A 24,388-nucleotide genomic window follows, 5' to 3' on the forward strand; every position below is an offset into this window, starting at 1 on the left:
GACCATACACCTATGCGGCCATCTGTATGATCAGCCGTGTGTCGGCGGCTGGGCCGGGCGATTAGGGTGTTGACCTGTGCACGTCCTGGTGATCGGTTCCGGAGCCCGTGAACACGCGCTGCTGCTTGCACTGCGCCGAGACCCCGGGGTGGAGGCGCTGTCGGTCGCGCCCGGCAATGCCGGCACCGCCGCGGTCGCCGATCAGTACGACGTCGACGTGACCTCGGCCGACGAGGTCGTCGCGCTCGCCCGCCGGGTGGGAGCGGACCTGGTGGTCATCGGTCCGGAGGTGCCGCTCGTCCTCGGTGTGGCCGACGCCGTACGCGCCGCCGGTATCGCCTGCTTCGGCCCCACCCGGGACGCGGCGCGCATCGAGGGCTCCAAGGCGTTCGCCAAAGATGTGATGACCGCGGCCGGGGTGCGCACCGCGACCAGTGAGATCGTCGACAACCCCGGCCATCTCGACGCCGCGCTGGACCGCTTCGGTCCGCCCGCAGGCGAACACGCCTGGGTGGTCAAGGACGACGGGCTCGCGGCAGGCAAGGGCGTTGTCGTCACCGGCGATCGCGACACGGCCCGCGCGCACGCGGCCAGCCTGCTCGAGGCGGGCCACCCGGTGCTGCTCGAATCGTTCCTCGACGGCCCCGAGGTGTCATTGTTCTGCCTCGTCGACGGCGACACCGTGGTGCCGCTGCTGCCTGCGCAGGACTCGAAGCGGGTCGGCGACGGGGACACCGGGCCCAACACGGGAGGGATGGGTGCCTACACCCCGCTGCCGTGGCTGCCCGCCGACATGACCAGGCGCATCGTCGACGAGGTCGTCACACCCGTTGCCGCGGAACTGGTTCGGCGCGGCAGTGCGTTCTCCGGACTGCTGTACGCCGGTCTGGCGATCACGTCGCAGGGCCCGGCCGTCGTCGAATTCAACTGTCGCTTCGGCGATCCCGAGACCCAGGCCGTGCTCGCCCTGCTCGACTCCCCGCTGTCAGCGCTGCTGATGGCGGTGGCCACGGGCCAGCTGGCCGATACGCCGGAGCCGCGCTGGCGTGACGGCGCCGCGGTCACCGTCGTCATCGCGGCCGAGAACTACCCCGGCAGGCCCCGGGTCGGTGACGTCATCACCGGCGCCGACGCGGACGGCGTGCTGCACGCCGGCACCGCGCGCCGCGACGACGGTGCGGTGGTGTCGTCCGGCGGACGCGTGCTCTCCGTGGTGGGCACCGGTACCGACCTGGCGGCCGCGCGCGCGTCGGCCTACGCGATCATCGACTCGATCCGCTTGCCGGGCAGCCACTTCCGCACCGACATCGGGCTTGCTGCAGCCCAGGGGGAGATCGCCCTCTAGGCCGTCAGCAGCGGTGCCATCCAGGTCAGCTCGGAGCTGAGCTGCGACGACCAGAACTCGGCGTTGTGGCCACCGGGGGAGAATCCGCCGGCGGGCGGGTTGGGCAACTGGCTGATGAACTGCCGGGTCGCCGATGCGAACGGATCGTCGTTGCCGATGTCGATGCGCAACGGGATGCCGGTGAGCCCTGGCAGCCCCCATACGCTGTTGGCCTCGTAGTCGGCCGCACCGTCGAACGCGCCCGGGGCCGCTGCCCCGGCAGATGTCCACAGCGCCGGGCTGACCGCACAGATCGCCGCGGTGCGCGGTGCGCCGAGGCGCGCGCCCAGCAGCAGGGCGCCGTAGCCGCCCATCGACCACCCGAGGAAACCGACCCGGGAGGTGTCGAGGCCCTGCCCGGCGAGCAGCGGCAGGAATTCGTCGAGCACCATCGCACCCGGATCGTCCCCGGAGGCGCGGCGATGCCAGTAGCCGTTGCCGCCGTCGACGGCGGCCAACGCGAACGGCGGCACACCCGCGGCCACCGCGTCGGCGAGGAACTGTTCGGCGCCCATCGACATGACCGTCGCGGCACTGCTGTCCTTGCCGTGAAGCAGGATCACCGCGCGCAGCGGAGCGGTCTGGCCGGGCGGACGGACGATGATCCAGTTCGTCGGCGCGCCGCCCCGGGCGGCGGAGGCGAACGTACCGGAGGCATAGGTCGGAGCCGCGGCGGGCGGCGCGGCTGACACCACGGCCCGGGTCAACGCGGACACTGCGGTCGCTCCTGCTGCGGTCACGAGTCCGGCTCGGCACCCGAGCCCGAGCATCGCCCGCCGGCTGATCGTCGGCATGCGCGACATCATGCCATCGGTGCCTGAGTGAATTGCCGAAAGCCCGATGCCGTACCCCCGTGACTGGCACGATGCTAGGCGTGACGGCAGCAGTCACTCCCAAGGGAGAACGTCGGCGGTATGCGCTGGTCAGCGCCGCTGCCGACCTGCTGTGCGAGGGCGGCTTCGACGCGGTGCGGCATCGTGCGGTCGCGCGTCGGGCCGGGCTGCCGCTGGCCTCGACGACGTACTACTTTTCTTCGCTGGATGACCTGATCGCCCACGCTGTCGAATACGTCGGCGTGCTGGAGACCCAGGACCTCGAGAACAGGGTGGCGGACCTCTCGCGACGCCGGCGAGGCCCGGAATCGACGGCCGACATCCTCGTCGATCTCCTCGTCGGTGACAGCCGGGAACAGGTGAGCGAGCAGCTGATCTCACGCTACGAGCGGCTGATCGCCTGCGCGCGCCAGCCCAACCTGCGCGACATCCAGCGCAGGATCCTCAAACACCGCACCGATGCGGTGGTCGCGGTCGTCGAACGGTGCGGACGCTCGGTGCACCCGGAGTTGCTGACAGCGCTGGTGTGCGCCGTCGACGGGGCGGTGGTGGCCGCGCTCGTCGCGGACGGCGAGGGACCACGCGCCACGGCCCGCGCCACGTTGATCGACGTGATCGACGTGCTGGCTCCCTACGCGTAGCCTCTGCGCCGCGGGGCGCCGTGACCGAAGATGGGTGGATCGAGCGAGAGACAGGGGAGGCGCATGGCGGAGGCGATGACCGGTCAGGAGACTCAACAGCCTGAGTTGAAGCGGGTGATGGGGCCGGGCCTGCTGCTGCTGTTCGTGGTCGGGGACATCCTCGGCACCGGCGTGTACGCACTCGTCGGAGACGTCGCCGCCGAAGTCGGTGGTGCAGCATGGCTTCCGTTCCTCGTCGCGTTCGGCGTCGCGACGATCACCGCGTTCAGCTACCTCGAGTTGGTGACGAAGTATCCGCAAGCTGCCGGCGCGGCGCTCTATGCGCACAAGGCCTTCGGCATCCACTTCGTGACCTTCCTGGTCGCCTTCGTCGTCATGTGTTCCGGAATCACCTCGGCCTCAACGGCTTCCAGGGCATTCGCCGCGAACTTCTTCACCGGGATCGACGTCGATCCCTCCAAACTCGGCGTGGCCCTGCTGGCTCTGGGCTTCATGGCCGCCTTGGCCGCCATCAACTTTCGCGGGGTGGGGGAGAGCGTCAAGCTCAACGTCGTCCTGACGATCGTCGAGATCACCGGCCTGGTGGTCGTGATCCTCGTCGGCCTGTGGGCGTTCACCAACAGTGCCGACGTCGACTTCTCCCGCATCGTCGCGTTCGAGACCGCCGAGGACAAGAACACGTTCCTGGCGGTGACCGCCGCGACGTCGCTGGCCTTCTTCGCGATGGTCGGTTTCGAGGACTCGGTCAACATGGCCGAGGAGACCAAGGACCCGGTGAAGACGTTCCCGAAGATCCTGCTGTCGGGGCTGTCGATCGCCGGGGTCGTCTACATCCTCGTGTCGATCGTCGCAGTGGCGCTGGTGCCGATCGGCGAGCTGGAGGCCAGTGACACCCCGCTGGTCGAGGTCGTCAAGGCCGGTGCACCCGGGTTGCCGATCGACTCGATCCTGCCGTTCATGACGATGTTCGCGGTCTCGAACACCGCACTGATCAACATGCTGATGGCGAGCCGGCTGATCTACGGCATGGCCCGTCAGCATGTGCTGCCTCCGGTGCTGGGAACCGTGCATCCCACGCGCCGTTCGCCGTGGGTGGCGATCCTGTTCACCACGGTGATCGCGTTCGGCCTGATCCTCTACGTGAGCGCCTTCGCCAGCAGCAACGCGATCTCGGTGCTCGGCGGGACCACGAGCCTGCTCCTGCTCGCGGTGTTCGCGGTGGTCAACGTGGCGGTGCTGGTGCTGCGGCGTGACGTGCGCGAGGCGGGCGGGCATTTCAAGACCCCGACGATCCTGCCGGTCATCGGCTTCCTCGTCTCGCTGTATCTGGTGACGCCGCTGTCCGGCCGCCCCGTCCAGCAGTACGTCGTGGCCGGCGCGCTCGTCGCGCTCGGTGTGGTGCTGTTCTTCGTCACCCAGCTGATCAACCGCCAGCTCGGCATTCGCGATGCCCGCATCGGCGATCCGACGCATCTGGGAGCCGGGCCGGACGACTGAGTCAGACCGCCGCGGGGTGGGGCCTGCGGGCGGCGGCGCGGTCGAGCAGATGTTGATCGGCGGGCGCCAGCGCTAGATGTGCCGAGAGGTACACGTCGACGACGGCGCCGAACCGGCGCATCACCGCGCCGGGGGTGATGCCGAACCGGCTGCGGCAGCCCGCATCGGACAGTGGCCGGTCGGCGGGTTGATCCATCACGAAGGTGAGGATCTCGCGGTCGTACCAATCCAGGTGCATCTGTTTCACCTCAACACTCGACGTAGTTCACGGGCACGTTGACGGCCAGGCCTCCGGTGGAGGTCTCTTTGTACTTGGCGTGCATGTCGGCCCCGGTGGTGCGCATCGTCTCGATGACCTGATCGAGCGTCACGTGATGCGAGCCGTCACCGCGCAGCGCCATCCTGGCGGCGTTGATGGCCTTGCCCGCCGAGATCGCATTGCGCTCGATGCACGGGATCTGCACCAGGCCCCCGATGGGATCGCACGTGAGGCCCAGGCTGTGCTCCATCGCGATCTCCGCGGCGTTCTCCACCTGTTCCGTTGTGCCGCCGAGGATCTCGGCCAGCCCGGCGGCTGCCATCGATGCTGCCGAGCCGACCTCGCCCTGGCAGCCGACCTCGGCTCCGGAGATCGAGGCGCGCTCCTTGTACAGCGAGCCGATGGCCCCTGCTGCCAGCAGGAAGCGCACAGCGGTGCCGTCGGGATCCTGCCTGCCGCGCTCGGTGTAGTGCACCGCGTAGTGCAGCACGGCGGGCACGATGCCGGCGGCGCCATTGGTGGGTGCGGTGACGATCCGCCCTCCGGACGCGTTCTCTTCGTTGACGGCCAGAGCCACGAGATTGACCCAGTCCTGGGCGAATTCGGGTAACCGGTCGGGGTCTTCGGCGGTGAGACGGTCGTACCAGTCTTTGGCGCGTCGGCGGACGCGCAGAGTCCCGGGCAGATAGCCGGCACGGCTGACGCCGCGCTTCTCGCACTCGACCATGACGTCGCGGATGTGCAGCAACCTGCGCCGGATCTCGTCCTGTGGACGCGTATCGGTCTCCACGGCCAGCATGAGATCGCTGATGCTGCACTCGTGCCGCCGGCAGAGTTCGAGGAGTTGCTTTGCCGACCCGAACGCCAGCGACCGGGGGTCGGCGGTCCGGGGTGCCGCGTCGAGGGTCTCGGCCTCGGTGACGACGAAGCCGCCGCCGACGGAGAAGTAGGTCTGGCGATGCAGCTCCCGGCCCTGCGCGTCGAGCGCGGTGAGCGTCATTCCGTTGGGATGGAACGGAAGGATCGTCAGCGGGCGCAGCGTGAGGTCCTGCTCGGTCAGCCGGATGGGGCGAGATCCGCCCAGCGAGATCATGCCGGTCGCGCGCATCTCCTCGACGCGACGTTCCATCTCCTCGGAACGAATCTCGTCCGGCCGATGGCCTTCGAGACCGAGGAGGACCGCGGTGAACGTGCCGTGCCCGGCGCCGGTGGCCGCGAGCGACCCGTACAGATCGCCTCGTACGTCGGCGACCGTGTCGATGGCCCCCATGGTCTGCAGATCCTCGACGAAGAGGGCGGCGGCCCGCATCGGGCCGACCGTGTGCGAACTCGAGGGTCCGATGCCGACGGAAAAGAGGTCGAACACGCTGATCGTCATGCTCGCTCTCCGTCCGTCTGATCGCATACTGATATATGAGTTCCGGCGTCAACCGTAGGTCAGCCTGGTCAGCGCGTCAAGGGCGCGCTCAAGGTGGGCTTTTGCCCTTGACCCGAAGCGTTCGGTGGCATACCTTGCTGTGAAGCTGAGGTGTTAGATAATTCCTCTGAAATGTCAGAAAGCTGGTGCGCGATGACGCAGCTCATCGATCCCCTCCTGCAGCCCTTCACGCTGAAGAACACGACGCTGCGTAATCGTGTCGTGAGCACGTCGCATGAGCCGTCCTACACCGAAGACGGCATGCCGAAGCGCCGCTACCGCCTATACCACGAGGAGAAGGCCAAGGGCGGGATCGGTCTGACGATGATGGGCGGATCCGCTGTCGTGGCGCCCGACAGCCCGGCCGCCTTCGGCAACCTGCATCTCTACAAGGACGAGATCGTGCCATGGCTGAGCGAGCTGGCCTACGGCGTGCACGAGAACGGCGCCGCCGTCATGTGCCAGATCACCCACCTCGGCCGCCGTACCAGCAATTACGACGGTGACTGGCTCCCCGTCATCGCTCCCTCGGCGATCCGCGAACCCGCGCACCGCGCCTTCCCGAAGGTCGCCGAGGAATGGGACCTCGACCGCATCGTCAAGGCCTACGCCGACGCGACGGCTCGGTGCCGCGAAGCCGGTCTCGACGGCATCGAGATCGAGGCGTACACACACCTTTTCGACTCCTTCTGGTCCCCCCTGACCAACCGACGCGACGACGAGTACGGGATGGGCAGCATCGAGAACCGGCTGCGGTTCCCGCTCAAGGTGATTCGCGCCGTACGGGAGGCCGCCGGTCCCGACTTCGCGGTCGGCATCCGGATGTCGCTCGACGAGGACATCGACGGCGGACTGCAGTACTCCGAGGGAGTCGAGATCGCCAAGCTCCTGGTGGCCGAGGGCATCGACTTCATCAGCGTGATCAAGGGATACATGGCCAGCGATGAGGCGTTGTCCCGGGTCATTCCGCCGATGGGCACCCCGGTCGCTCCGCACCTCGAGTTCGCCGGCCAGGTGAAGGCGGCCCTGCAGATCCCGGTCATGCACGCCGCCCGCATCAACGATGTCGCGACGGCCCGGCACGCGATCCGCGACGGCTTGATCGACCTCGTCGGCATGACCCGCGCCCACATCGCCGATCCGCACATCGTCGCGAAAATTCGTGCCGGAGAGGAAGATCGCATCCGGCCCTGTGTCGGAGCGAGCTACTGCCTCGACGAGATCTACCAGGCGCGCGACGCGAAATGCGTGCACAACGCCTCCACCGGGCGCGAGGACCGGATGCCGCACCACGTCCCCGCGGCCACGGGCGCCCCGCGCAGGGCGGTCGTCATTGGCGGCGGCCCGGCCGGTCTGGAGGCGGCCCGGGTACTCGGCGAGCGGGGACACAAGGTCGTCGTGTTCGAGGCGGCCGACGCTCCGGGTGGACAGATCCGGCTCGCCGCCTCGGCGCCCCGCCGACGTGACCTGATCAGCATCGTCGACTGGCGGCTCGCCGAGTGCAAGCTGCTCGACGTCGACATCCGCACCAACGCCTACGCCGAGGCCGACGACGTGCTGGCCGAGGAACCCGACATCGTGGTGGTGGCCACCGGTGGCCTGCCCAACACCGAATTCCTCAGTGAGGGATCGTCTCTGGTGACCGATGCCTGGGACGTCCTGTGCGGGGCCGTACGCCCCCGTGGCAGCGTGCTGTTCTACGACGACAACGGCGGTCACCCCGGGATGGATGCCGCCGAGATGGTCGCGCGCAGCGGCGTCGAGGTCGAATTCGTCACGCCGGAGCGCACATTGGCACCCGATGTGGGCGGGGTGAACTACCCCGGTTACTTCAAGGCGTTCGCCGAGCACGACGTGCGGGTGACGCTCAACGAGCGTGTCACCGGGTTGCGGCGCAAGGGCGGCCGCCTCGAAGTGGACCTCTACAACGAATACGCGCACGCCACGCGGCAGCGCGTCGTGGATCAGGTCGTCGTCGAGCACGGAACCCTGCCGCAGGACGACCTGTATTTCGAACTGATCCCCGGTTCCACGAACGCCGGCGAAGTCGACCAGCAGGCACTGCTCGATCTGCGCCCGCAGCACGTCATCCGCAACCCGCAGGGCCGCTATCAGCTGTTCCGGATCGGCGACGCAGTGGCCAGCCGCAACATCCACGCCGCGGTGTACGACGCCTTCCGGCTCTGCATCGCTCTGTAAACCCCCAGCCGATCATTTGTGAGGAGTTCCCCTATGCCGCAGCAGGTCCGAGGAGTCATCGCCCGCGCCAAAGGCGCCCCCGTCGAGGTCGTCGACATCACGATCCCGGACCCCGGACCCGGCGAGGTCGTCGTGCGGGTGCAGGCCTGCGGGGTCTGCCACACCGACCTGACCTACCGCGAAGGCGGCATCAACGACGAGTTCCCGTTCCTGCTCGGCCATGAAGCTGCCGGAGTGGTGGAGCAGATCGGTGCCGGCGTGAGCTCAGTCGCCGTCGGCGACTTCGTCGTCCTCAACTGGCGGGCCGTGTGCGGCCAGTGCCGCGCGTGCAAGCGCGGCCGTCCGCAGTACTGCTTCGACACCTTCAACGCCACCCAGAAGATGACGCTGACCGACGGCACCGAGCTGACCCCCGCCTTGGGTATCGGCGCGTTCGCCGAGAAGACACTCGTGCATGCCGGACAGTGCACGAAGGTCGACGCCGACGCCGATCCCGCCGTCGTCGGGCTGCTCGGGTGCGGCGTCATGGCCGGCCTCGGTGCCGCAGTCAACACGGGCAACGTCTCACGCGGCGACTCGGTCGCCGTCATCGGCTGCGGCGGAGTGGGCGACGCGGCGATCATGGGGGCGCGGCTGGCCGGTGCCCGCACGATCATCGCGATCGACCGCGACGCCCGCAAGCTCGAGTGGGCGCGCGAACTCGGCGCCACGCACGCCGTCGACGCGACTGCGGTCGACATAGTGACCGCGGTGCAGGAGCTGACCGGTGGCTTCGGCGCCGACGTCGTCATCGACGCCGTCGGGCGTCCCGAGACGTGGCGTCAGGCGTTCTACGCTCGCGACCTCGCCGGCACCGTCGTGCTGGTCGGGGTACCCACACCGGACATGACTCTCGAGATGCCGCTCGTCGACTTCTTCTCCCGCGGTGGATCGTTGAAGTCGTCGTGGTACGGCGACTGCCTGCCCGAGCGTGATTTCCCCACGCTGGTCGACCTCTACCAGCAGGGCCGGCTGCCGCTGGAACGCTTCGTCTCCGAGCGGATCAAACTGGACGAGGTCGAAGACGCGTTCCACACCATGCACAAGGGAGAGGTGCTGCGCTCGGTGGTGGTCCTGTGAGCGGCGGACTGCGTATCGACCGCGTCGTCACCTCCGGAACGTTCAGCCTCGACGGAGGCACCTGGGAAGTCGACAACAACGTGTGGGTGGTCGGTGACGACGACGAGGTCGTCGTCGTCGACGCCGCACACACCGCACCGCAGATCATCGACGCGGTCGACGGCCGCCACGTCGTCGCCGTCGTCGTCACCCACGGCCACGACGACCACGTGACCGTCGCGCCCACCCTGGGCGCCGAGCTCGACGCCCCGGTCCTGCTGCACCCCGGCGACGACGTGCTGTGGACGATGTCGCACCCCGAGGCGACCTACGCCTCGATCTCCGGCGACCAACGGATTCGGTTGGCGGGCAGCGACATCCAGGTCATCCACACCCCCGGCCACTCTCCCGGCTCCGTGTGCCTGTACCTCCCGGAAGCCGGTGCTCTCTTCTCCGGGGACACCCTGTTCCAGGGCGGCCCGGGCGCCACCGGCCGGTCCTACAGTGACTTCGCAACCATCATCGACTCCATCCGTGACTCGCTGCTGACGCTGCCCGAGGACACCCGTGTGCACACCGGTCACGGCGACCACACCACGATCGGTGCGGAGGCGCCGCACCTTGCCGAGTGGATCGCGCGCGGTCACTGAGTACGGTCAAAGACATGGCCGACGGCATCGACGAAGACATCGACGAGAAAGACGTCGTCGTGACCGGTGAGAAGACCTACGCCGCGGGAGTTCCCGCCGTCCTGGTCTCATTGCGGCGCGGTATCGAGCAGATGGGCGCCGTCCGGACCGTACGCACCCTGGTCGCGCTGAACCAGCGGAACGGCTTCGACTGCCCTGGATGCGCGTGGCCGGAGACGCCCGGACACCGCAAGCACGCCGAGTTCTGCGAGAACGGCGCCAAAGCGGTCGCCGAGGAAGCCACCAAACGCCGGGTCGGCCCGGACTTCTTCGCCGCACACTCCGTCGCAGAGCTGTCCGAGCACACCGACTACTGGCTGGGCCAGCAGGGCCGCCTCACGCACCCGATGGTGCTGCGGCCCGGCGCCACGCACTACGAACCGATCGACTGGGACGCCGCGTTCACCCTGATCGCCGACGAACTGCGCGCGCTCGATTCACCCGACCAGGCGGCGTTCTACACGTCGGGCCGCACCTCGAACGAGGCGGCGTTCGTCTACCAGCTGATGATCCGCAGCTTCGGCACCAACAACATGCCGGACTGCTCGAACATGTGCCACGAATCGTCGGGCACCGCGCTGCAGGAGAGCATCGGAATCGGCAAGGGGTCGGTGTCCGTGCCCGACCTCGAGAACGCCGACCTGATCCTGATCGCCGGTCAGAATCCCGGCACCAACCACCCGCGCATGCTCTCGGTGCTGGAGAAGGCAAAAGCCAACGGCGCGAGGGTGATTGCGATCAATCCGCTCCCGGAAGCCGGACTTCTGCGGTTCAAAGACCCGCAGAAAGTGCACGGGGTGATGGGCGACGGCGTCGTGATCGCCGACGACTTCCTGCAGATCCGCATCGGCGGCGACCAGGCGCTGTTCCAGGGATTGGCGCGACTCCTGCTGGAGGCCGAGGACCGCGCTCCGGGCACGGTGCTCGATGCCGCGTTCATCGCTGACCACTGCGCCGGCTTCAAGGCGTGGGCCGAACACGTGCGCGAGGTCGATCTGGACACCGTGCTCGAAGCGACCGGGCTGACCCGCGCTCAGCTCGACGCGACCGCCGCGGCGCTGATCGAGTCGAAGAAGACCATCATCTGCTGGGCCATGGGGCTGACCCAGCAGACCCATGGCGTGGCCACGATCTCCGACGCCACGAATCTGCTTCTGATGCAGGGAATGATGGGCAAACCGGGTGCCGGAGTGTGTCCGGTGCGCGGGCACTCGAACGTGCAGGGCGACCGGACGATGGGAATCTGGGAGAGGTCGCCCGAGAGCTTCCTGGATGCGCTGGACACCGAGTTCGGCATCACCAGCCCGCGGCGGCACGGGTACGACTCTGTCGACACGATTCGTGCGATGCGTGACGGCCGCGTGTCGGTGTTCATGGCGATGGGCGGCAACTTCGTGGCCGCCACCCCCGACACCGAGGTCACCGAGGCCGCCATGCGCCGCTGCTCTCTGACCGTGCAGGTGTCGACGAAACTGAATCGCTCACACCTTGTCGGCGGGCGCACCGCGCTGATCCTGCCGTCGCTGGGCAGGACAGACAAGGACCTGTCCGGCGGACGCAATCAGGTTGTGACGGTTGAGGATTCGATGTCGGTGGTGCATCTGTCCCGCGGCGGCCTCACCCCGGCCAGTGAGCACCTGCGCAGCGAGGTGGCGATCGTGTGCGGACTGGCCACGGCGCTGTTGGGCGGTGACCACCGTGTGCCGTGGGCGGAGTTCGCCGCCGACTACGACAGGATTCGGAGCGCCATCGCGCGTGTCGTGCCCGGGTTCGACGATTTCAACAGGAAGGTGCGAGAGCCCGACGGGTTCGTGCTGCCTCACCCGCCGCGCGACGAACGCCGGTTCGCGACAGACACCGGCAAGGCCAACTTCGTGGTCAACGATCTGCATTGGCTTCCAGTGCCGACGGGCCGGTTGATTCTTCAGACGATGCGCAGCCACGATCAGTACAACACCACGATCTACGGCCTCGACGACCGGTACCGAGGCGTCAAAGGGGGTCGGCGCGTGGTCTTCTGCCATCCCGACGACATCGCCGAGGCCGGCTTCGCCGCGGGTGACAGAGTGGACCTGGTGTCCGAATGGCTGTTGCCCGACGGCGGTGTCGAGGAGCGGCGCGCCGACGACTTCCGGTTGGTGCCGTACCCGACGCCTCGGGGTAACGCGGCGGCCTACTATCCCGAGACCAACCCGTTGGTTCCGTTGGATCATGTGGCGAGAAGATCGAACACCCCTGTGTCCAAGGCGATCACGGTGAGATTGCAGCGCCGGACCTGACCGGTCAGAACATCGCGCGGATGCCGTCTTCGAACTCGCGCACGTGCGCTTCGGCGAGCTTGCGGGCGCGCGTGGCGTTGCGGTCCAGGATCGCGGTGAGCACCTCGGTCTGACCGTGCACGTGGTGATCGAGGTCGGGCAGCCGCTCCTTGGCCAGGTTCCACATGCGCAGCGACAGGTCGAGGCTCTGGGTGAGAGTGTCGAGCAGATACGGGTTGTGGGCCATCCGGTGGATCGCGCGGTGGGTGAGCACGTCGAGCTCGAGTAGCTTCTCGTGATCGGTGCAGGCGTTGATGTCGTCGAGCAGCGACTGCAGTTCCTGGCGCTCCTCGTAGCGGGCCTCGGTGGCGGCACGTTCTGCAGCCAGCCCTTCGAGGCGTTCGCGGATGTCGCAGATCGCCTCGAGATCCGCGAGATCCAGGTCGGCCGCGTAGCTGCCGCTGCGCGGATAGATGACGACCAGCTTGCGGTAGGCGAGCCGTTTGATCGCCTCGCGGACGGGGGTCCGGCCGACGCCGAGCTCGGCCGCCAGCTGTTCTTCTTCGATCGGGGCGCCCGGGGCGATCTGCAGCGAGACGATCTTGTCGCGGATGGCGTCGTAGGCCCGGTCGGACAGGAGGGGACTCGGCATGCGGACTCCTCGTACACGACGCGCGTCGTCTGAGATTTCAGATCTCGCCGAGAATACCTCACATCGTCTCGCCGAAATCGACGCAATGGCGTGGTCTACTCGCACTTTCCCGCCCAAACGTCGGTTTGGGCGGAGAACTACGCGGTGAACTCTTCGGCGGCGTCGATCAACCAGTCCGCCAGATAGCGCGCGAACGACGACCGCACGATGATGCGATAGTCCGTGGCGTCGTCGCTCATCGGCATCAGCACCACCCCGGCGTGCCCGAGCATCGTCTGCGCGGCGCTGCCCGGCCCGAACACCCGGGGGTGCAGATCGAGCGAGCACCCCTTGGCCAACAGCGCCCGGGCGTGGGCGCCGCGCAGCCGCACCGAGGTGCGCTGAGCCGAAACGTCCACCGCCGCACCACCGTGGCTGCTCACGGCGTCGCGCAGCGCGGCCTCCAGGTCCTCGCCGCCGCGGGTGGCCGAGACGGCCAGCCACTCCTGCGGACCCAGCCAGATCACCGACCCATCGGGTCCGTCGACGACGGTCGACGGTGCCGTCGGCAGCGCGTCGACACCCAGGACGTGCGCGGCGGCGGTGCCCCCGGGGCCGACCGGATCGACCCACAGGTCCACCATCGTGAAGAACGGTTCCTCGGTCACCGCCGCCGAGGCAGGCAGCGCGGCCAGCCGCGACTCGTGGGAGCGCAGCGGACTGCGGCGGGTCAGGGTGTCAGCCATCGCGGCGAGCTCCTTCAGGATCGACGAGAACCGAACCGGTCACTTCGACGGGCACCAGCGTGCCGTCGACCGGGACGTGCAGGGTTTCTCCGATGCGGTCGCGACCGCCCTTGACCAGAGCCAGGGCGAACGGGCGCCCGAGTTCGGCGCTGCGATAGCTCGACGTGACGTGACCGAGCATCGGCACCGGCGGCGCGGGCAGCTGGCCGTCCTCGGCGAACTCGATGATCTGCGCACCCTCCGGCAGGACCGTGTCCGCATCGGTGGGTAGCAGCCCGACGAACTGCTTGCGCAGTGGGTCCAGGTTCTCCCGGCGGGTGAAAGACCGCTTCCCGATGAAGTCCGGCTTCTTCTTCGACACCGCCCACGCCATGCCCAGATCCTGTGGGGTGATCGTCCCGTCGGTGTCCTGCCCGATGATCGGGTAGCCCTTCTCGGCGCGCAGCACGTGCATCGTCTCGGTACCGTACGGCGTGATGCCGTACCGCTCGCCGGCCTCGATCAGCTTCTCCCACAACGCCGTTGCGTACCAGCCCATGACGTTGACCTCGTAGGCCAGCTCACCGGAGAAGCTGACTCGGGCGACGCGCACGTGCACACCGTCGATGGCGGTGTCGCGCCACGCCATGAACGGGAAGGCGTCGTTACTGACATCGAGGTCGCCGAACACCGCGCCGACCACGTCGCGGGACTTCGGGCCGACGACCGGGAACGTGTGCCACTGCTCGGTCACCGACGTCAGCCGGACCCGCAGATTCGGCCACTCGGTCTGCAACCACTCCTCCATCCAGTCGAGGATGCGTGCCGCCCCGCCTGTGGTGGTGAACGCCATGTACCGGTCCTCGGCAAGACGCATCACGGTGCCGTCGTCGATGACCATGCCGTCGACGCCGCACATCACGCCGTAGCGGACCATGCCGACTTTGAGCGTGCTCATCATGTTCGTGTAGAGCAGGTCGAGGAACTCACCGGCGTCGGGGCCCTGCACGTCGATCTTGCCCAGCGTGGAACCGTCGAGAATGCCGACTCCGGTTCGCACAGCGGCACATTCGCGCAGCACCGCGGTATCCATGCTCTCGCCGGGATGCGGGTAGTAGCGGGGCCGCTTCCACATGCCGACGTCCTCGAAGACGGCGCCGGCGGCGACATGCCAGTCGTGTACCGCCGTCACCCGCTCCGGGTCGTAAAGGCTGCCGCGGTCCCGGCCGGCCAGCGCGGCGAACGCGACCGGCGTGTACGGCGGCCGGAACGTCGTCACACCGAGCGTCTCCACCGGCGTCCCCAGCAATGCCGACACGATGCCCGATGCCACCACACCCGAGGTCTTGCCCTGGTCGTGTGCGGTGCCGATGGTCGTGTAGCGCTTGATGTGTTCCATCGAGCGCATCCCCGCGCCGACGGCACGGACCAGATCGGCGACGGTGGCATCGCGCTGCACGTCGACGAACTGCCGCGTCGCCGACGACGGATCGGGCACGTACCACAGCACCGCGGCAGGTGCCTGCGGCTCGCTGGGGTCCGCTTCTGCGGCAAAGGGCTCCGCTGAAGTGGTCAGGCCCAGTGCGGTGACGGCGGCCGCCGCGGCCTCTCGTCCGCTGCGTACACACCCGGGAAGGTCGAACACGCCGTCGGCCGCGCCGGCGACACTGATCCCGTCGAGACGCTCACCGGGGACGAAAGCACCGAGCGTGTCGTCGTAGCGCAGCGTGCCGCGGGCCTGGCTGAACAGGTGCACCGCGGGATTCCAGCCACCGCTGACCAACAGCACGTCACACGGAATGAGCGTGGCGTCGGTGTCGTCGTCGGGCCGGCCGACGACGGCGTGGGTGACGCGAGAATCACCCCGGGTGCCGGTGACCACAGAACCGGGGTGAAGCGAAATACCCCGCGCCGCACAGGCATCGCGCAGCGGAGCGCTCACCTCGTCGCGCGCGTCCACGATCGCGACGATGCTCACTCCGGCGTCGTGCAGGTCGAACGCCGACCGGTAGGCGCTGTCGTTGGTGGTGAACACGACCGGCTGCTCACCGACCTTCACCCCGAACCGGTGCAGGAACGTCCGCGCGGAGGCGGCCAGCATGATGCCTGGGCGGTCGTTGTCGGTGAACACGACCGGACGCTCGTGCGCGCCCGCCGCGACGAGGACGTGGCGCGCGCGGACCCGCCACACCCGCTGCCTGCTGATCCCGGCCGGCGCCTCGGCGCCGAGGTGGTCGGTACGCCGTTGCAGCGCCAGCACGAACCCGTCGTCGTAGTGCCCGAACGCGGTGGTGCGCTGCAAGTGCAGCACATCGGGATAGGCGGCGAGTTCGGCGACGGCCTCGGCGACCCAGTCCAGTGCCGGCGTACCGGCGATCTCGTCGGCAGAACCGAGCAGGGAGCCACCGGCTTCGCTCTGCTCGTCGATCAGCACGACCCGCGCCCCGGCTCGGGCTGCGGTCAGTGCGGCCGCGAGCCCGGCCGGCCCGGCGCCGACGACGAGGAGGTCGGTGTGCACATGGGTGCTGTCGTACTTTGCGGTGTCGGGGATCTCGGCGAGCCGGCCCTGGCCCGGAAGTCCGCGCGCGACAAGGCCATCGAACAATTCGACGGTGGTCGCCAGCAGCATGGGCTCGGGGAATGGGTGCTCGACCTGGACGAGGCCGCCGGTGTCCTCGGCCCACGCGGCCGTGAAGCCTCGTGGGCGACCGAGTTTGATGCTCGTGGCCACCTGGTGCACACCGTGGGCGAGCAGGGCCGAGGCGAGTGTGTCACCGGTGTGTCCGGTGTACTCCCGGTCGTTGAAGGTGAACGTGAGGGCGGTGTCGCGGTCGATGCGACCGCCCGCGGCGGTGCGGAATGAATCACATGATGAAGTCATCGAATCGTCGGCTTCGGCTCGTCCAGGCGGTAGGTCCGCTGGAATCGGTAGGTGGCGGTGTCACGCACGGCGTTGAACCAGCGGCGGCACCCGTGGCTGTGGCACCACCTTTCGGCGAACAGTCCCTTGGGGTTGTCGCGGAAGAACACGAAGTGCGCCCACTGTTCGTCGGTCAGCGCCTGGGGGTCTTCGGGGTAGGCGATGTGTGCTTGCCCCCCGTAATGGAACTCGGTTTCCTCGCGGGGCCCGCACGACGGGCATTCGATGAGTTGCATGGGGTCGCTTACCTTTCGTCAGTGTGCGACGCCCGCGGCGCCGTGTTCGTCGACCAGCGCGCCGGTGACGAACCGGTCGAGGCTGAACGGTGCGATGAAGTCGTGCGGTTCGCCGGTGGCGAGGGTGTCGGCCAAGCACCACCCGATTCCGGGGGTGGCTTTGAAACCGCCTGTGCCCCAACCGGCATTGAGGTAGAGGTTCTCGAAGGGCGTGCGCCCGACGATGGGGGAGGCATCCGGGCAGACATCCACGATGCCCGCCCAGGTGCGCAGCAGATGGGCCCGGGCGAACACCGGGAACAGTTCGACGGCGGCGGCCATCTGGCGCTCGATCACGTGGAAGGCGCCGCGCTGACCGTACCCGTTGTAGGAGTCGATGCCTGCGCCCATCACGAGTTCGCCCTTGTGCGCCTGGGAGACGTAGACGTGCACCGCATTCGACATCACGATCGTCGGGTGCACCGGCTCCAGCAGCTCGGAGACCAGAGCCTGCAGCGGGTGGCTCTGCAGCGGTGTGCGGATGCCGAGCATGTCGGTCAGCGTCGAGGTGTGTCCGGCCGCGCACAGGGCGACCCGGCCCGCCCCGATGGTGCCCTGGGTGGTGCGCACTGCGGTCACCCGGTCACCGTCGGTCTCGAAACCGATGACCTCGCAGTTCTGGATGATGTCGATTCCGGCCTGATCGGCGCGCCGGGCGAAACCCCAGGCGACGTAGTCGTGTTTGGCGATCCCGGCCCGGGGCTGGTAGGTCGCGCCGAGCACCGGATAGCGAATCTCGCTGGACACGTTGACGATCGGGCAGAGCTTCTTGACCTCGTCAGGGTCCACCCACTGGGCATCGATGCCGTTGAGCTTGTTGGCCTCGACGCGGCGCACGCTGTCGCGCACGTCCTGCAGGCTGTGGGCGAGGTTGAGAACACCGCGCTGGCTGAACAGGATCGGATAGTCCAGGTCCTCTTCGAGGGTCTCCCAGAGCTTGAGTGCGTGCTCATAGATCTGGGCGCTCTCGTCCCACAGATAGTTGGAGCGGATCAGCGTGGTGTTGCGGGCCATGTTGCCACCGGCCAGCCAGCCGCGCTCGAGCACGGCGACGTTGGTGATGCCGTGGTTCTTGGCCAGGTAGTGTGCCGTCGCGAGGCCGTGTCCACCTCCGCCGACGATGACGACGTCGTAGGTCTTCTTCGGTTCGGGTGTCCGCCAGAGGAATTCGGGATGGTCGGGTAGGTGCGCGCCAGGAGGGGTGGAAAGTGATGTCGTCGCGTGTGATGTCGTCGCGTGTGATGTCACAGTGCGGTCTCCGTCAGCTCGGGGTACAGCGGGAAGCGGCGCGCCAGCACGTCGACACGGGCGCGCAGTGCGTCGAGATCGGCGTCGTCGGCCTCGGGGCGCAGCGCCGCGGCGATGACGTCGGCGACCTCGGTGAAGCCGTCGAGATCGAATCCGCGGGTGGCCAGCGCCGCGGTCCCGATTCGCACACCGGAACTGATCATCGGCGGCCGCGGATCAAAGGGAACGGCGTTGCGATTCACGGTGATTCCGACTCGGTGCAGCCGGTCCTCGGCCTGCTTTCCGTCCAGCTCGGAATCGCGCAGATCCACCAGCACCAGGTGGACGTCGGTGCCGCCGGACACCACGTTGATGCCGGCCGCGCGCGAATCCTTCTGCAGCAGGCGATCGGCGAGGATCGCGGCGCCCGCCAGCGTCCGTTCCTGGCGCTCACGGAACTCCGGCTGCGCGGCGAGCAGGAATGACACGGCTTTGGCGGCGATGACGTGCTCGAGGGGGCCGCCCTGCTGGCCGGGGAAGACAGCGGAATTGATCTTCTTGGCCAACGCCTCGTCGTTGGTCATGATGACACCGCCGCGGGGGCCGCCGAGTGTCTTGTGCGTGGTCGAGGTGACCACGTGGGCGTGCGGTACGGGGGACGGGTGCAGGCCGGCCGCCACCAGGCCGGCGAAGTGGGCCATGTCGACCATCAGGTAGGCGCCGACGTCGTCGGCGATGCGCCGGAACTCGGCGAAGTCGAGGTGCCGCGGATAGGCCGACCAGCCGGCGAGGATCAGCTTCGGCCGGCGCTCGTGGGCCAGCCGCTCCACCTCGGCCATGTCGATCCGATGGTCATGTTCGGCCACCTGATAGGCCGCGACATCGTAGAGCTTGCCGGAGAAGTTCAGCTTCATGCCGTGGGTGAGATGGCCGCCGTGGGCCAGGGTCAGCCCGAGGATGGTGTCGCCGGGAGTGAGCAGCGCGGCCATCACGGCTGCGTTGGCCTGCGCGCCGGAATGCGGTTGGACGTTGGCGTAGGACGCGCCGAACAGGCTCGTGAGCCGGTCGATCGCGAGCTGCTCGATGACGTCGACGTGCTCGCACCCGCCGTAGTACCGCCGACCGGGATAGCCTTCGGCGTACTTGTTCGTCAACACCGAACCCTGGGCAGCCATGACGGCGAGCGGGGCGAAGTTCTCGCTGGCGATCATCTCCAGCGTGTTCTGCTGGCGTGCCAGTTCCGCCGAAATCGCCTCGTGCACTTCATGATCGATGGTGGCCAGGGTTTCGCCCAGAATCGGATTGGCGCCGTGGGCCGAGGCCGGGGTAGCGGTGTCGACGGTCATGGTGGCCCTTCTGGCTTGATTGATACGTGACTAATATATCAACTGTCGGATAGATTAGGATCAGTTCGCGTCCACGTCAACAGCGCGCAGAGGAGCGGTCATGACTTCATCGGTGGTGACAGCCGGCGACGCCGACGCCGGTGTCGAGAGCACGGCCGACCGTGTCTACGAAGCGGTGCGGGAACGACTGGTGATGCTCGACATCAGGCCAGGCGAACCCATCAACGACGACCGGCTCGGCGCCGAACTCGGAGTCGGTCGCACCCCCGTGCGCGACGCGCTCAAACGGCTCGAGCGGGACCGGTTGGTGGTCGCGTACCCGCGGCGCGGGACGTTCGCGACCGCGGTCGACATGAAGGACCTGGCCGACATCTCGGAGATCCGAAACCATTTGGAGCCGTTGGCCGCCGCGCGCGCCGCGCGAGTGGCCACGCCGGAGTCGCGTCGCACACTGGCCGGTCTCGCCGACAGTATCCAGCAGATCGGCGACTCCGACGATCCGCGGGAGGTGCTGCGCCACGATGTGCGCGTGCACCGGGAGATCTATCGCGCGGCGCAGAATCCTCATCTCGAGGCGGTGCTGGTGAGCCTCGACGCCCACGCCACCCGGATCTGGTGTCTGTTCCTCGACCGGCTCCCGGACGTCGTCACCCACGTCCGCGAACACATCGCTCTGTTGGACGCGATCGTCGCCGGTGACAGTGAGACTGCGTCTGCGCTGACGCTGTCGCACGTCACCGGTTTCGAGCAGGCCATCCGCGCGTTGCTGTGACGGTGTTGCGGTAACGTCGGCGAAACACTGATATATCATCGGCGCACCAGCGAAAGGATTGTGTCGGTGACGGTTGTCGGAGTGGAGTCGCTCGGCGAGGTCGATCTCGCCGCGTTGTCGCTGGCCGATCAGGCCTACCTGATCATCCAGGACAAACTGATCATGCTGGACATCCGGCCCAACGAGGCGATCGTGGAGAGCGAGCTGGCCGCGAGCCTGGGGCTGGGCCGCACGCCGGTGCGGGAAGCCCTCAAGCGCCTCGAAGCCGACCGGCTCGTCATCTCCTTCCCGCGCCGCGGCACGTTCGCCACAGGTGTGGATGTCGCTGACCTGCGCCACATTTCGCAGATCCGGGTCAACCTCGAACCGGTCGCCGCCCGCACCGCCGCCGAGAACGCATCGGCCTCGATGCGCACGCACCTGCTCGAACTCGCCGACCAGACCGAGGCCCTCGAGATCGCCACCATCGATCGCCGCGAACTCATGCGTTGGGATCTGCGCGTGCACCGCGCCATCTACACCGCCGCGGGCAACCCACATCTGGAAGACGTCCTGATCCGCTACGACAACCTGGCCACCCGGATCTTCTGCCTGTTCCTCGACCGGCTCACGGTCGTCGCCCACCACGTCGGCGAACACACCGCCCTGCTGCGGACCATCGCCGGGGGCGATGGCGATGCGGCAGCCGCCATCGCGCTGGCTCACGTCACCGGGTTCGAAGAAGCGGTCCGTGCCGTCGTGTGACTATCGGGTCGTCTGACCGTCAGCGGAACACCACGGTGCGGTGACCGTGGAGCAGCACCCGGTTCTCGCAATGCCAGCGCACGGCCCGGGAGAGTGCGAGCGCCTCGGCATCCTGCCCGACTGTCGCGAGCCGAGCGGGGTTGTAGGAGTGGTCGATCCGGATGACTTCCTGCTCGATGATCGGGCCCTCGTCCAGATCCGGGGTCACGTAGTGGGCCGTCGCGCCGACCATCTTCACCCCGCGGTCGTAGGCCTGGTGATAGGGCTTGGCGCCCTTGAAACCGGGCAGGAACGAGTGGTGGATGTTGATGGCGCGGCCCCGTAGCGCGGTGCACGTCTCGTCGGAGAGCACCTGCATGTAGCGCGCCAGCACCACGACCTCGGCGTCCATGTCCTCGACCACGTGCATGAGTTCGGCTTCGGCCTCGGGTTTGGTGCTCGGCGTCACCGGGATGTGCACGAACGGCAGGCCGGCGGCCTCGGCCATCGGTCGCAGCACCTCGTGATTGGACACGACCGCGATCAACTCGCCACCGAGAGTCCCTGCACGCCAACGGAAGATGAGGTCGTTGAGGCAGTGCCCGAGCTTCGACACCATCACCAGCACCCGTGGCGGTCGCGTGCCGTCGATCCGGAATGTCATGTCGAAACCTGCTGCTACCGAGGAGAACTGGTTGACCAGAGTGGCCGCGTCCACTCCGTCGTCGGGGCAGCAGAACGTGGTGCGCAGGAAGAACGACTGGCTCACGTCGTCGTCGAACTGCTGGTGTTCGGCGATGTCGTAGCGGCGGGAGAACAGGAACGAGCTCACGGCGTGCACGATGCCGGGCCGCTGCGGGCAGCTCAGCGTCAACGTGAATGTCTGTGTCATGAGCGAGTCTTCGCCATCTCGGGATCGACGAGCGGTTCGGCCACGACGGTGGCCGCCACCCGACGGTCGAAGTACGCGATCTCCACAGGAGTTCCGACGGTCACCGATGCGGGCAGCCAGGCATAGGCGATCGGGGTGCCGACCGTGTGCCCGAACGCCGCGCTGGTGATGTAGCCGGCCGGCTCACCATCGAGCAGCACCGGTTCGGAACCGAGGACGACCGACTGGCCGTCGTCGACGGTCAGGCAGACCAGCCGACGCTCGACGGTGTCGTCGGAGGCGCCCGCGAGTGCCTCGTATCCGAGGTAGCCGTCCTTCTGCGGGCGGACGGCGAAACCGAGACCGGCCTCGTAGGGGTTGTGTTCGGTGGTCATGTCGGTACCCCAGGAGCGGTACCCCTTCTCCATGCGCAGGCTGTTGAACGCGGCCCGGCCCGCCGCGATCACCCCGTGGCGCTGGCCCTGCGCCCACAGCGCATCCCACAGTCGCAGACCGTGTTCGGCGGTCGTGTAGAGCTCCCACCCGAGTTCACCGACGTAGGACAGCCGCATCGCGGTCACCGGCACACCGGCGATGCGAACCTGCTTGCACCGGAAGTACTTGAAGCCCTCGTTGGAGAAATCGTCGTGGCTCAGTGCCGACACCAGATCGCGGGCGAGAGGCCCCCAGACGCCGATGCAGCAGGTGCCGCCGGTGATGTCCCGCACGACCACGCTGTCGTCGGCCTGACGGCGGACGTAGTCGAGGTCGAGGTTGCCGTTGACGCCGATCTGGAAGGTGTCGGCCGCCAGGCGGGCGACCGTGACGTCGCTGCGCACACCGCCGGCGGCGTCGAGCATCAGTGTGTAGGTGACCGATCCGACCGACTTGTCCATCTTGCCTGTGGTGAGCCGCTCCAGCAGCGCCAGGGCGCCGGGTCCGGTGACCTCCAGGCGCTTCAACGGCGTCATGTCGTAGAGGGCGACGGCCGTCCGGGTGCGCCATGCTTCCGCGGCGGCGATCGGCGAATGGAACATGCCTGCCCACCGATCACGCTGCGGCGGTTGCCATTGCGCGGGCAGCTCGGCGACGAGGTCGGCATTGGACTCGAACCAGTGCGGCCGTTCCCAGCCGGCCGCCTCCAGGAACACCGCCCCGAGTTCCTTCTGGCGCGTGTGAAACGGACTGACACGCAGATCGCGGGGGGATTCCTTGGGCTGCAACGGATGCAGGATGTCGTAGACCTCGACGAAGTTCTGCTGGGAGGTCTCGCTGACGTAATCGGGGTCGAGCTGCACCTCTTCGAAGCGATGCACGTCGCAGCCGTTCAGCGCGACCTCGGACCGGCCGTCGACCAGCAGTTGCGCGACGGCGCGCGCGACACCGGCCGAGTGCGTCACCCAGACCGCCTCGGCGATCCAGAATCCGGCGACGTCCGGCGATTCACCGACCAACGGAGCGCCGTCGGGGGTGAACGAGAAGATCCCGTTGAAGCCCGAATCGATGGTCGCAGTCTGCAGACAGGGCAGCAGGAGCTTGCTCTGCTCCCAAGCCGGCGCGAAATCCTGCTCGGTGAACGCCAGCATCGACGGCATTGCGTCCGAGGTGATCTCACCGTCGGGAAGCTCGCGCAGATCCACCGGCATCGGCCGGTGAGCATACGATCCGATGCCGAGGCGGTCGACGTGCTCGCGGAAGTACAGGTCCTGGTCCTGATGGCGCAGGATCGGGAAGCCGGCCTCGGAGGCCTCGGTGTTGCGCCCGGCCAGCTCGGGGATCTGGTGGGTCTTCACGTACTGGTGTGCCAGGGGAAGCAGGGGCACTTCCATACCGACGAGCGCGCCCAGTTCGGGTCCCCAGAATCCGCCGCAGGACACCACGATGTCGGCGGGCACCGTCCCTGTCGTCGTCGCGACGCCGGTGACCTTGCCTCCGCTGTGTTCGATCCCGACCACCTTCGTCGAGCCACGGAATTCGGCACCGCGACTCTGCGCGCGCCGGGCGAGGGCGACGACGACCCGCGACGCCTTGGCCAGTCCGTCGGTCTCGACGTACAGCCCGCCGAGGACGCGTGCGGGATCGAGCAACGGATGGAGCTTGGCGCACTCCTGCGGGTCGATGACCCGCGCGCCCACTCCCCACGCAGTGGCCCAGCCGTGGCGGCGATGCAGCTCGGCGAGCCGATCCTCGGTGGTCGCTACCTCGAGGCCGCCGACCTGGTTGAAGCACCACGCGCCGTCGACGTCGAGCGCGAGGAACTTCTCCACCGTGTACGACGCGAACGTCGTCATGGTCTTCGAGGAGTTGGTCTGGAACACCAGGCCCGGCGCGTGCGACGACGATCCGCCGGTCAGCGGGAGCGGCCCCTGATCCAGGACCGTCACGCGGTCCCAGCCGCGGGCGGTCAGCTCATCGGCCAGGTTGGTGCCGACGATGCCGGCACCGATGATCACGACGCGAGGGGATCCCATGTGCGTGGCCACTCCTTGATGATTGATCAACAACTGATATACCAACCTAAAGTGCCGGACATCGGTGGTCAACCTGTGCGGGGAGCCGGGCAAGTATTCGAACGCGCCGTAGAAATTGCCCATCAAAATCTTGACTGCTGTCAGGTTTTCTC

The 24,388-nt window shown here is 67.9% G+C and carries 20 protein-coding genes; 9 read left to right on the forward strand and 11 right to left on the reverse strand.

Annotated features, from left to right (window positions below; translation table 11 throughout):
- Positions 1-76: 76 nt before the first annotated feature.
- Positions 77-1,345, forward strand: a complete 1,269-nt coding sequence (gene purD / locus ACZYYX_RS13135) for a phosphoribosylamine--glycine ligase (RefSeq protein ID WP_463814963.1) — start codon at positions 77-79, stop codon at positions 1,343-1,345.
- Here purD and ACZYYX_RS13140 read toward each other — a convergent pair.
- Entirely contained in the window at positions 1,342-2,190 is an 849-nt protein-coding gene (locus ACZYYX_RS13140; RefSeq protein ID WP_463814964.1) for an alpha/beta hydrolase, read from the reverse strand. The two genes, purD and ACZYYX_RS13140, sit on opposite strands and share 4 nt — an antisense overlap.
- A 59-nt stretch (positions 2,191-2,249) precedes the next feature.
- Here ACZYYX_RS13140 and ACZYYX_RS13145 point away from each other — a divergent pair, with 59 nt between their 5' ends.
- A complete protein-coding gene (locus ACZYYX_RS13145) occupies positions 2,250-2,858 on the forward strand; it encodes a TetR/AcrR family transcriptional regulator (protein WP_463815784.1) in 609 nt (202 codons plus the stop codon).
- 63 nt (positions 2,859-2,921) lie between these two features.
- Positions 2,922-4,355: an APC family permease gene (locus ACZYYX_RS13150; RefSeq protein WP_463814965.1), complete on the forward strand. Its 1,434-nt coding sequence runs from the start codon at positions 2,922-2,924 to the stop codon at positions 4,353-4,355.
- A 1-nt stretch (position 4,356) separates the two neighbouring features.
- Here ACZYYX_RS13150 and ACZYYX_RS13155 read toward each other — a convergent pair whose 3' ends face one another.
- Both ACZYYX_RS13155 and ACZYYX_RS13160 read right to left on the reverse strand, forming a co-directional pair.
- Entirely contained in the window at positions 4,357-4,602 is a 246-nt protein-coding gene (locus ACZYYX_RS13155; protein WP_463814966.1) for a hypothetical protein, read from the reverse strand.
- Position 4,603: 1 nt separating this feature from the next.
- Complete coding sequence (locus ACZYYX_RS13160) at positions 4,604-5,992, reverse strand: L-serine ammonia-lyase (protein WP_463814967.1); 1,389 nt, start codon at positions 5,990-5,992, stop codon at positions 4,604-4,606.
- A gap of 192 nt (positions 5,993-6,184) precedes the next feature.
- Here ACZYYX_RS13160 and ACZYYX_RS13165 point away from each other — a divergent pair, with 192 nt between their 5' ends.
- From ACZYYX_RS13165 to ACZYYX_RS13180, 4 genes are read left to right on the forward strand one after another with little or no spacing between them, the layout of a single operon-like run.
- Positions 6,185-8,230 carry an oxidoreductase gene (locus ACZYYX_RS13165; protein WP_463814968.1) on the forward strand — a complete coding sequence of 682 codons (2,046 nt, stop codon included), beginning with the start codon at positions 6,185-6,187 and terminating at the stop codon, positions 8,228-8,230.
- Between the two features lie 33 nt (positions 8,231-8,263).
- The gene (locus ACZYYX_RS13170; protein WP_463814969.1) at positions 8,264-9,349 is read left to right on the forward strand and encodes an S-(hydroxymethyl)mycothiol dehydrogenase; all 1,086 of its coding nucleotides are present in this window, start codon (positions 8,264-8,266) and stop codon (positions 9,347-9,349) included.
- Entirely contained in the window at positions 9,346-9,978 is a 633-nt protein-coding gene (locus tag ACZYYX_RS13175; RefSeq protein ID WP_463814970.1) for an MBL fold metallo-hydrolase, read from the forward strand. The genes ACZYYX_RS13170 and ACZYYX_RS13175 overlap by 4 nt, the downstream gene beginning before the upstream one ends.
- 14 nt (positions 9,979-9,992) lie before the next feature.
- Positions 9,993-12,296 carry an FdhF/YdeP family oxidoreductase gene (locus tag ACZYYX_RS13180; protein WP_463814971.1) on the forward strand — a complete coding sequence of 768 codons (2,304 nt, stop codon included), beginning with the start codon at positions 9,993-9,995 and terminating at the stop codon, positions 12,294-12,296.
- Positions 12,297-12,300: 4 nt separating this feature from the next.
- Here ACZYYX_RS13180 and ACZYYX_RS13185 read toward each other — a convergent pair whose 3' ends face one another.
- The 6 genes from ACZYYX_RS13185 to glyA all read right to left on the reverse strand — a co-directional run bounded on the left by ACZYYX_RS13185 (position 12,301) and on the right by glyA (position 19,399).
- A complete protein-coding gene (locus tag ACZYYX_RS13185) occupies positions 12,301-12,927 on the reverse strand; it encodes a GntR family transcriptional regulator (protein WP_463814972.1) in 627 nt (208 codons plus the stop codon).
- A 137-nt stretch (positions 12,928-13,064) separates the two neighbouring features.
- Positions 13,065-13,652: a sarcosine oxidase subunit gamma gene (locus ACZYYX_RS13190; protein WP_463814973.1), complete on the reverse strand. Its 588-nt coding sequence runs from the start codon at positions 13,650-13,652 to the stop codon at positions 13,065-13,067.
- Complete coding sequence (locus ACZYYX_RS13195) at positions 13,645-16,512, reverse strand: 2Fe-2S iron-sulfur cluster-binding protein (RefSeq protein ID WP_463814974.1); 2,868 nt, start codon at positions 16,510-16,512, stop codon at positions 13,645-13,647. Before ACZYYX_RS13195 ends, ACZYYX_RS13190 begins: the two co-directional genes overlap by 8 nt.
- Positions 16,509-16,787, reverse strand: a complete 279-nt coding sequence (locus ACZYYX_RS13200; RefSeq protein WP_463814975.1) for a sarcosine oxidase subunit delta — start codon at positions 16,785-16,787, stop codon at positions 16,509-16,511. Before ACZYYX_RS13200 ends, ACZYYX_RS13195 begins: the two co-directional genes overlap by 4 nt.
- A gap of 18 nt (positions 16,788-16,805) precedes the next feature.
- Complete coding sequence (locus ACZYYX_RS13205; RefSeq protein WP_463814976.1) at positions 16,806-18,074, reverse strand: sarcosine oxidase subunit beta family protein; 1,269 nt, start codon at positions 18,072-18,074, stop codon at positions 16,806-16,808.
- Entirely contained in the window at positions 18,071-19,399 is a 1,329-nt protein-coding gene (gene glyA / locus ACZYYX_RS13210; RefSeq protein WP_463814977.1) for a serine hydroxymethyltransferase, read from the reverse strand. The genes ACZYYX_RS13205 and glyA overlap by 4 nt, the downstream gene beginning before the upstream one ends.
- Before the next feature lie 100 nt (positions 19,400-19,499).
- On the opposite strand from glyA, the gene ACZYYX_RS13215 reads away from it, so the two are divergent.
- Positions 19,500-20,171 carry a GntR family transcriptional regulator gene (locus ACZYYX_RS13215; RefSeq protein WP_463814978.1) on the forward strand — a complete coding sequence of 224 codons (672 nt, stop codon included), beginning with the start codon at positions 19,500-19,502 and terminating at the stop codon, positions 20,169-20,171.
- 66 nt (positions 20,172-20,237) lie between these two features.
- Positions 20,238-20,915, forward strand: a complete 678-nt coding sequence (locus ACZYYX_RS13220) for a GntR family transcriptional regulator (protein WP_463814979.1) — start codon at positions 20,238-20,240, stop codon at positions 20,913-20,915.
- A 19-nt stretch (positions 20,916-20,934) separates the two neighbouring features.
- Here the strand turns inward: ACZYYX_RS13220 and purU are convergent, their stop codons facing one another.
- Positions 20,935-21,786 (reverse strand): formyltetrahydrofolate deformylase, encoded by an 852-nt coding sequence (gene purU / locus ACZYYX_RS13225; RefSeq protein WP_463814980.1) that lies wholly within the window; start codon positions 21,784-21,786, stop codon positions 20,935-20,937.
- The gene (locus ACZYYX_RS13230) at positions 21,783-24,236 is read right to left on the reverse strand and encodes a GcvT family protein (protein ID WP_463814982.1); all 2,454 of its coding nucleotides are present in this window, start codon (positions 24,234-24,236) and stop codon (positions 21,783-21,785) included. The genes purU and ACZYYX_RS13230 overlap by 4 nt, the downstream gene beginning before the upstream one ends.
- Positions 24,237-24,388 lie beyond the last annotated feature (152 nt).

Source organism: Mycobacterium sp. IDUB_1, assembly GCF_055419625.1.

Bases quoted from the DNA above. Each gene is read 5' to 3' on its own strand.
- purU (WP_463814980.1), bottom strand. From the start codon at position 21,786: ATGACACAGACATTCACGTTGACGCTGAGCTGCCCGCAGCGGCCCGGC.
- ACZYYX_RS13195 (WP_463814974.1), bottom strand. From the start codon at position 16,512: ATGACTTCATCATGTGATTCATTCCGCACCGCCGCGGGCGGTCGCATC.
- ACZYYX_RS13150 (WP_463814965.1), top strand. From the start codon at position 2,922: ATGGCGGAGGCGATGACCGGTCAGGAGACTCAACAGCCTGAGTTGAAG.
- ACZYYX_RS13230 (WP_463814982.1), bottom strand. From the start codon at position 24,236: ATGGGATCCCCTCGCGTCGTGATCATCGGTGCCGGCATCGTCGGCACC.
- ACZYYX_RS13180 (WP_463814971.1), top strand. From the start codon at position 9,993: ATGGCCGACGGCATCGACGAAGACATCGACGAGAAAGACGTCGTCGTG.
- glyA (WP_463814977.1), bottom strand. From the start codon at position 19,399: ATGACCGTCGACACCGCTACCCCGGCCTCGGCCCACGGCGCCAATCCG.
- ACZYYX_RS13190 (WP_463814973.1), bottom strand. From the start codon at position 13,652: ATGGCTGACACCCTGACCCGCCGCAGTCCGCTGCGCTCCCACGAGTCG.
- ACZYYX_RS13145 (WP_463815784.1), top strand. From the start codon at position 2,250: ATGCTAGGCGTGACGGCAGCAGTCACTCCCAAGGGAGAACGTCGGCGG.
- ACZYYX_RS13185 (WP_463814972.1), bottom strand. From the start codon at position 12,927: ATGCCGAGTCCCCTCCTGTCCGACCGGGCCTACGACGCCATCCGCGAC.
- ACZYYX_RS13170 (WP_463814969.1), top strand. From the start codon at position 8,264: ATGCCGCAGCAGGTCCGAGGAGTCATCGCCCGCGCCAAAGGCGCCCCC.
- ACZYYX_RS13140 (WP_463814964.1), bottom strand. From the start codon at position 2,190: ATGATGTCGCGCATGCCGACGATCAGCCGGCGGGCGATGCTCGGGCTC.
- ACZYYX_RS13200 (WP_463814975.1), bottom strand. From the start codon at position 16,787: ATGCAACTCATCGAATGCCCGTCGTGCGGGCCCCGCGAGGAAACCGAG.
- ACZYYX_RS13160 (WP_463814967.1), bottom strand. From the start codon at position 5,992: ATGACGATCAGCGTGTTCGACCTCTTTTCCGTCGGCATCGGACCCTCG.
- ACZYYX_RS13215 (WP_463814978.1), top strand. From the start codon at position 19,500: ATGACTTCATCGGTGGTGACAGCCGGCGACGCCGACGCCGGTGTCGAG.
- ACZYYX_RS13165 (WP_463814968.1), top strand. From the start codon at position 6,185: ATGACGCAGCTCATCGATCCCCTCCTGCAGCCCTTCACGCTGAAGAAC.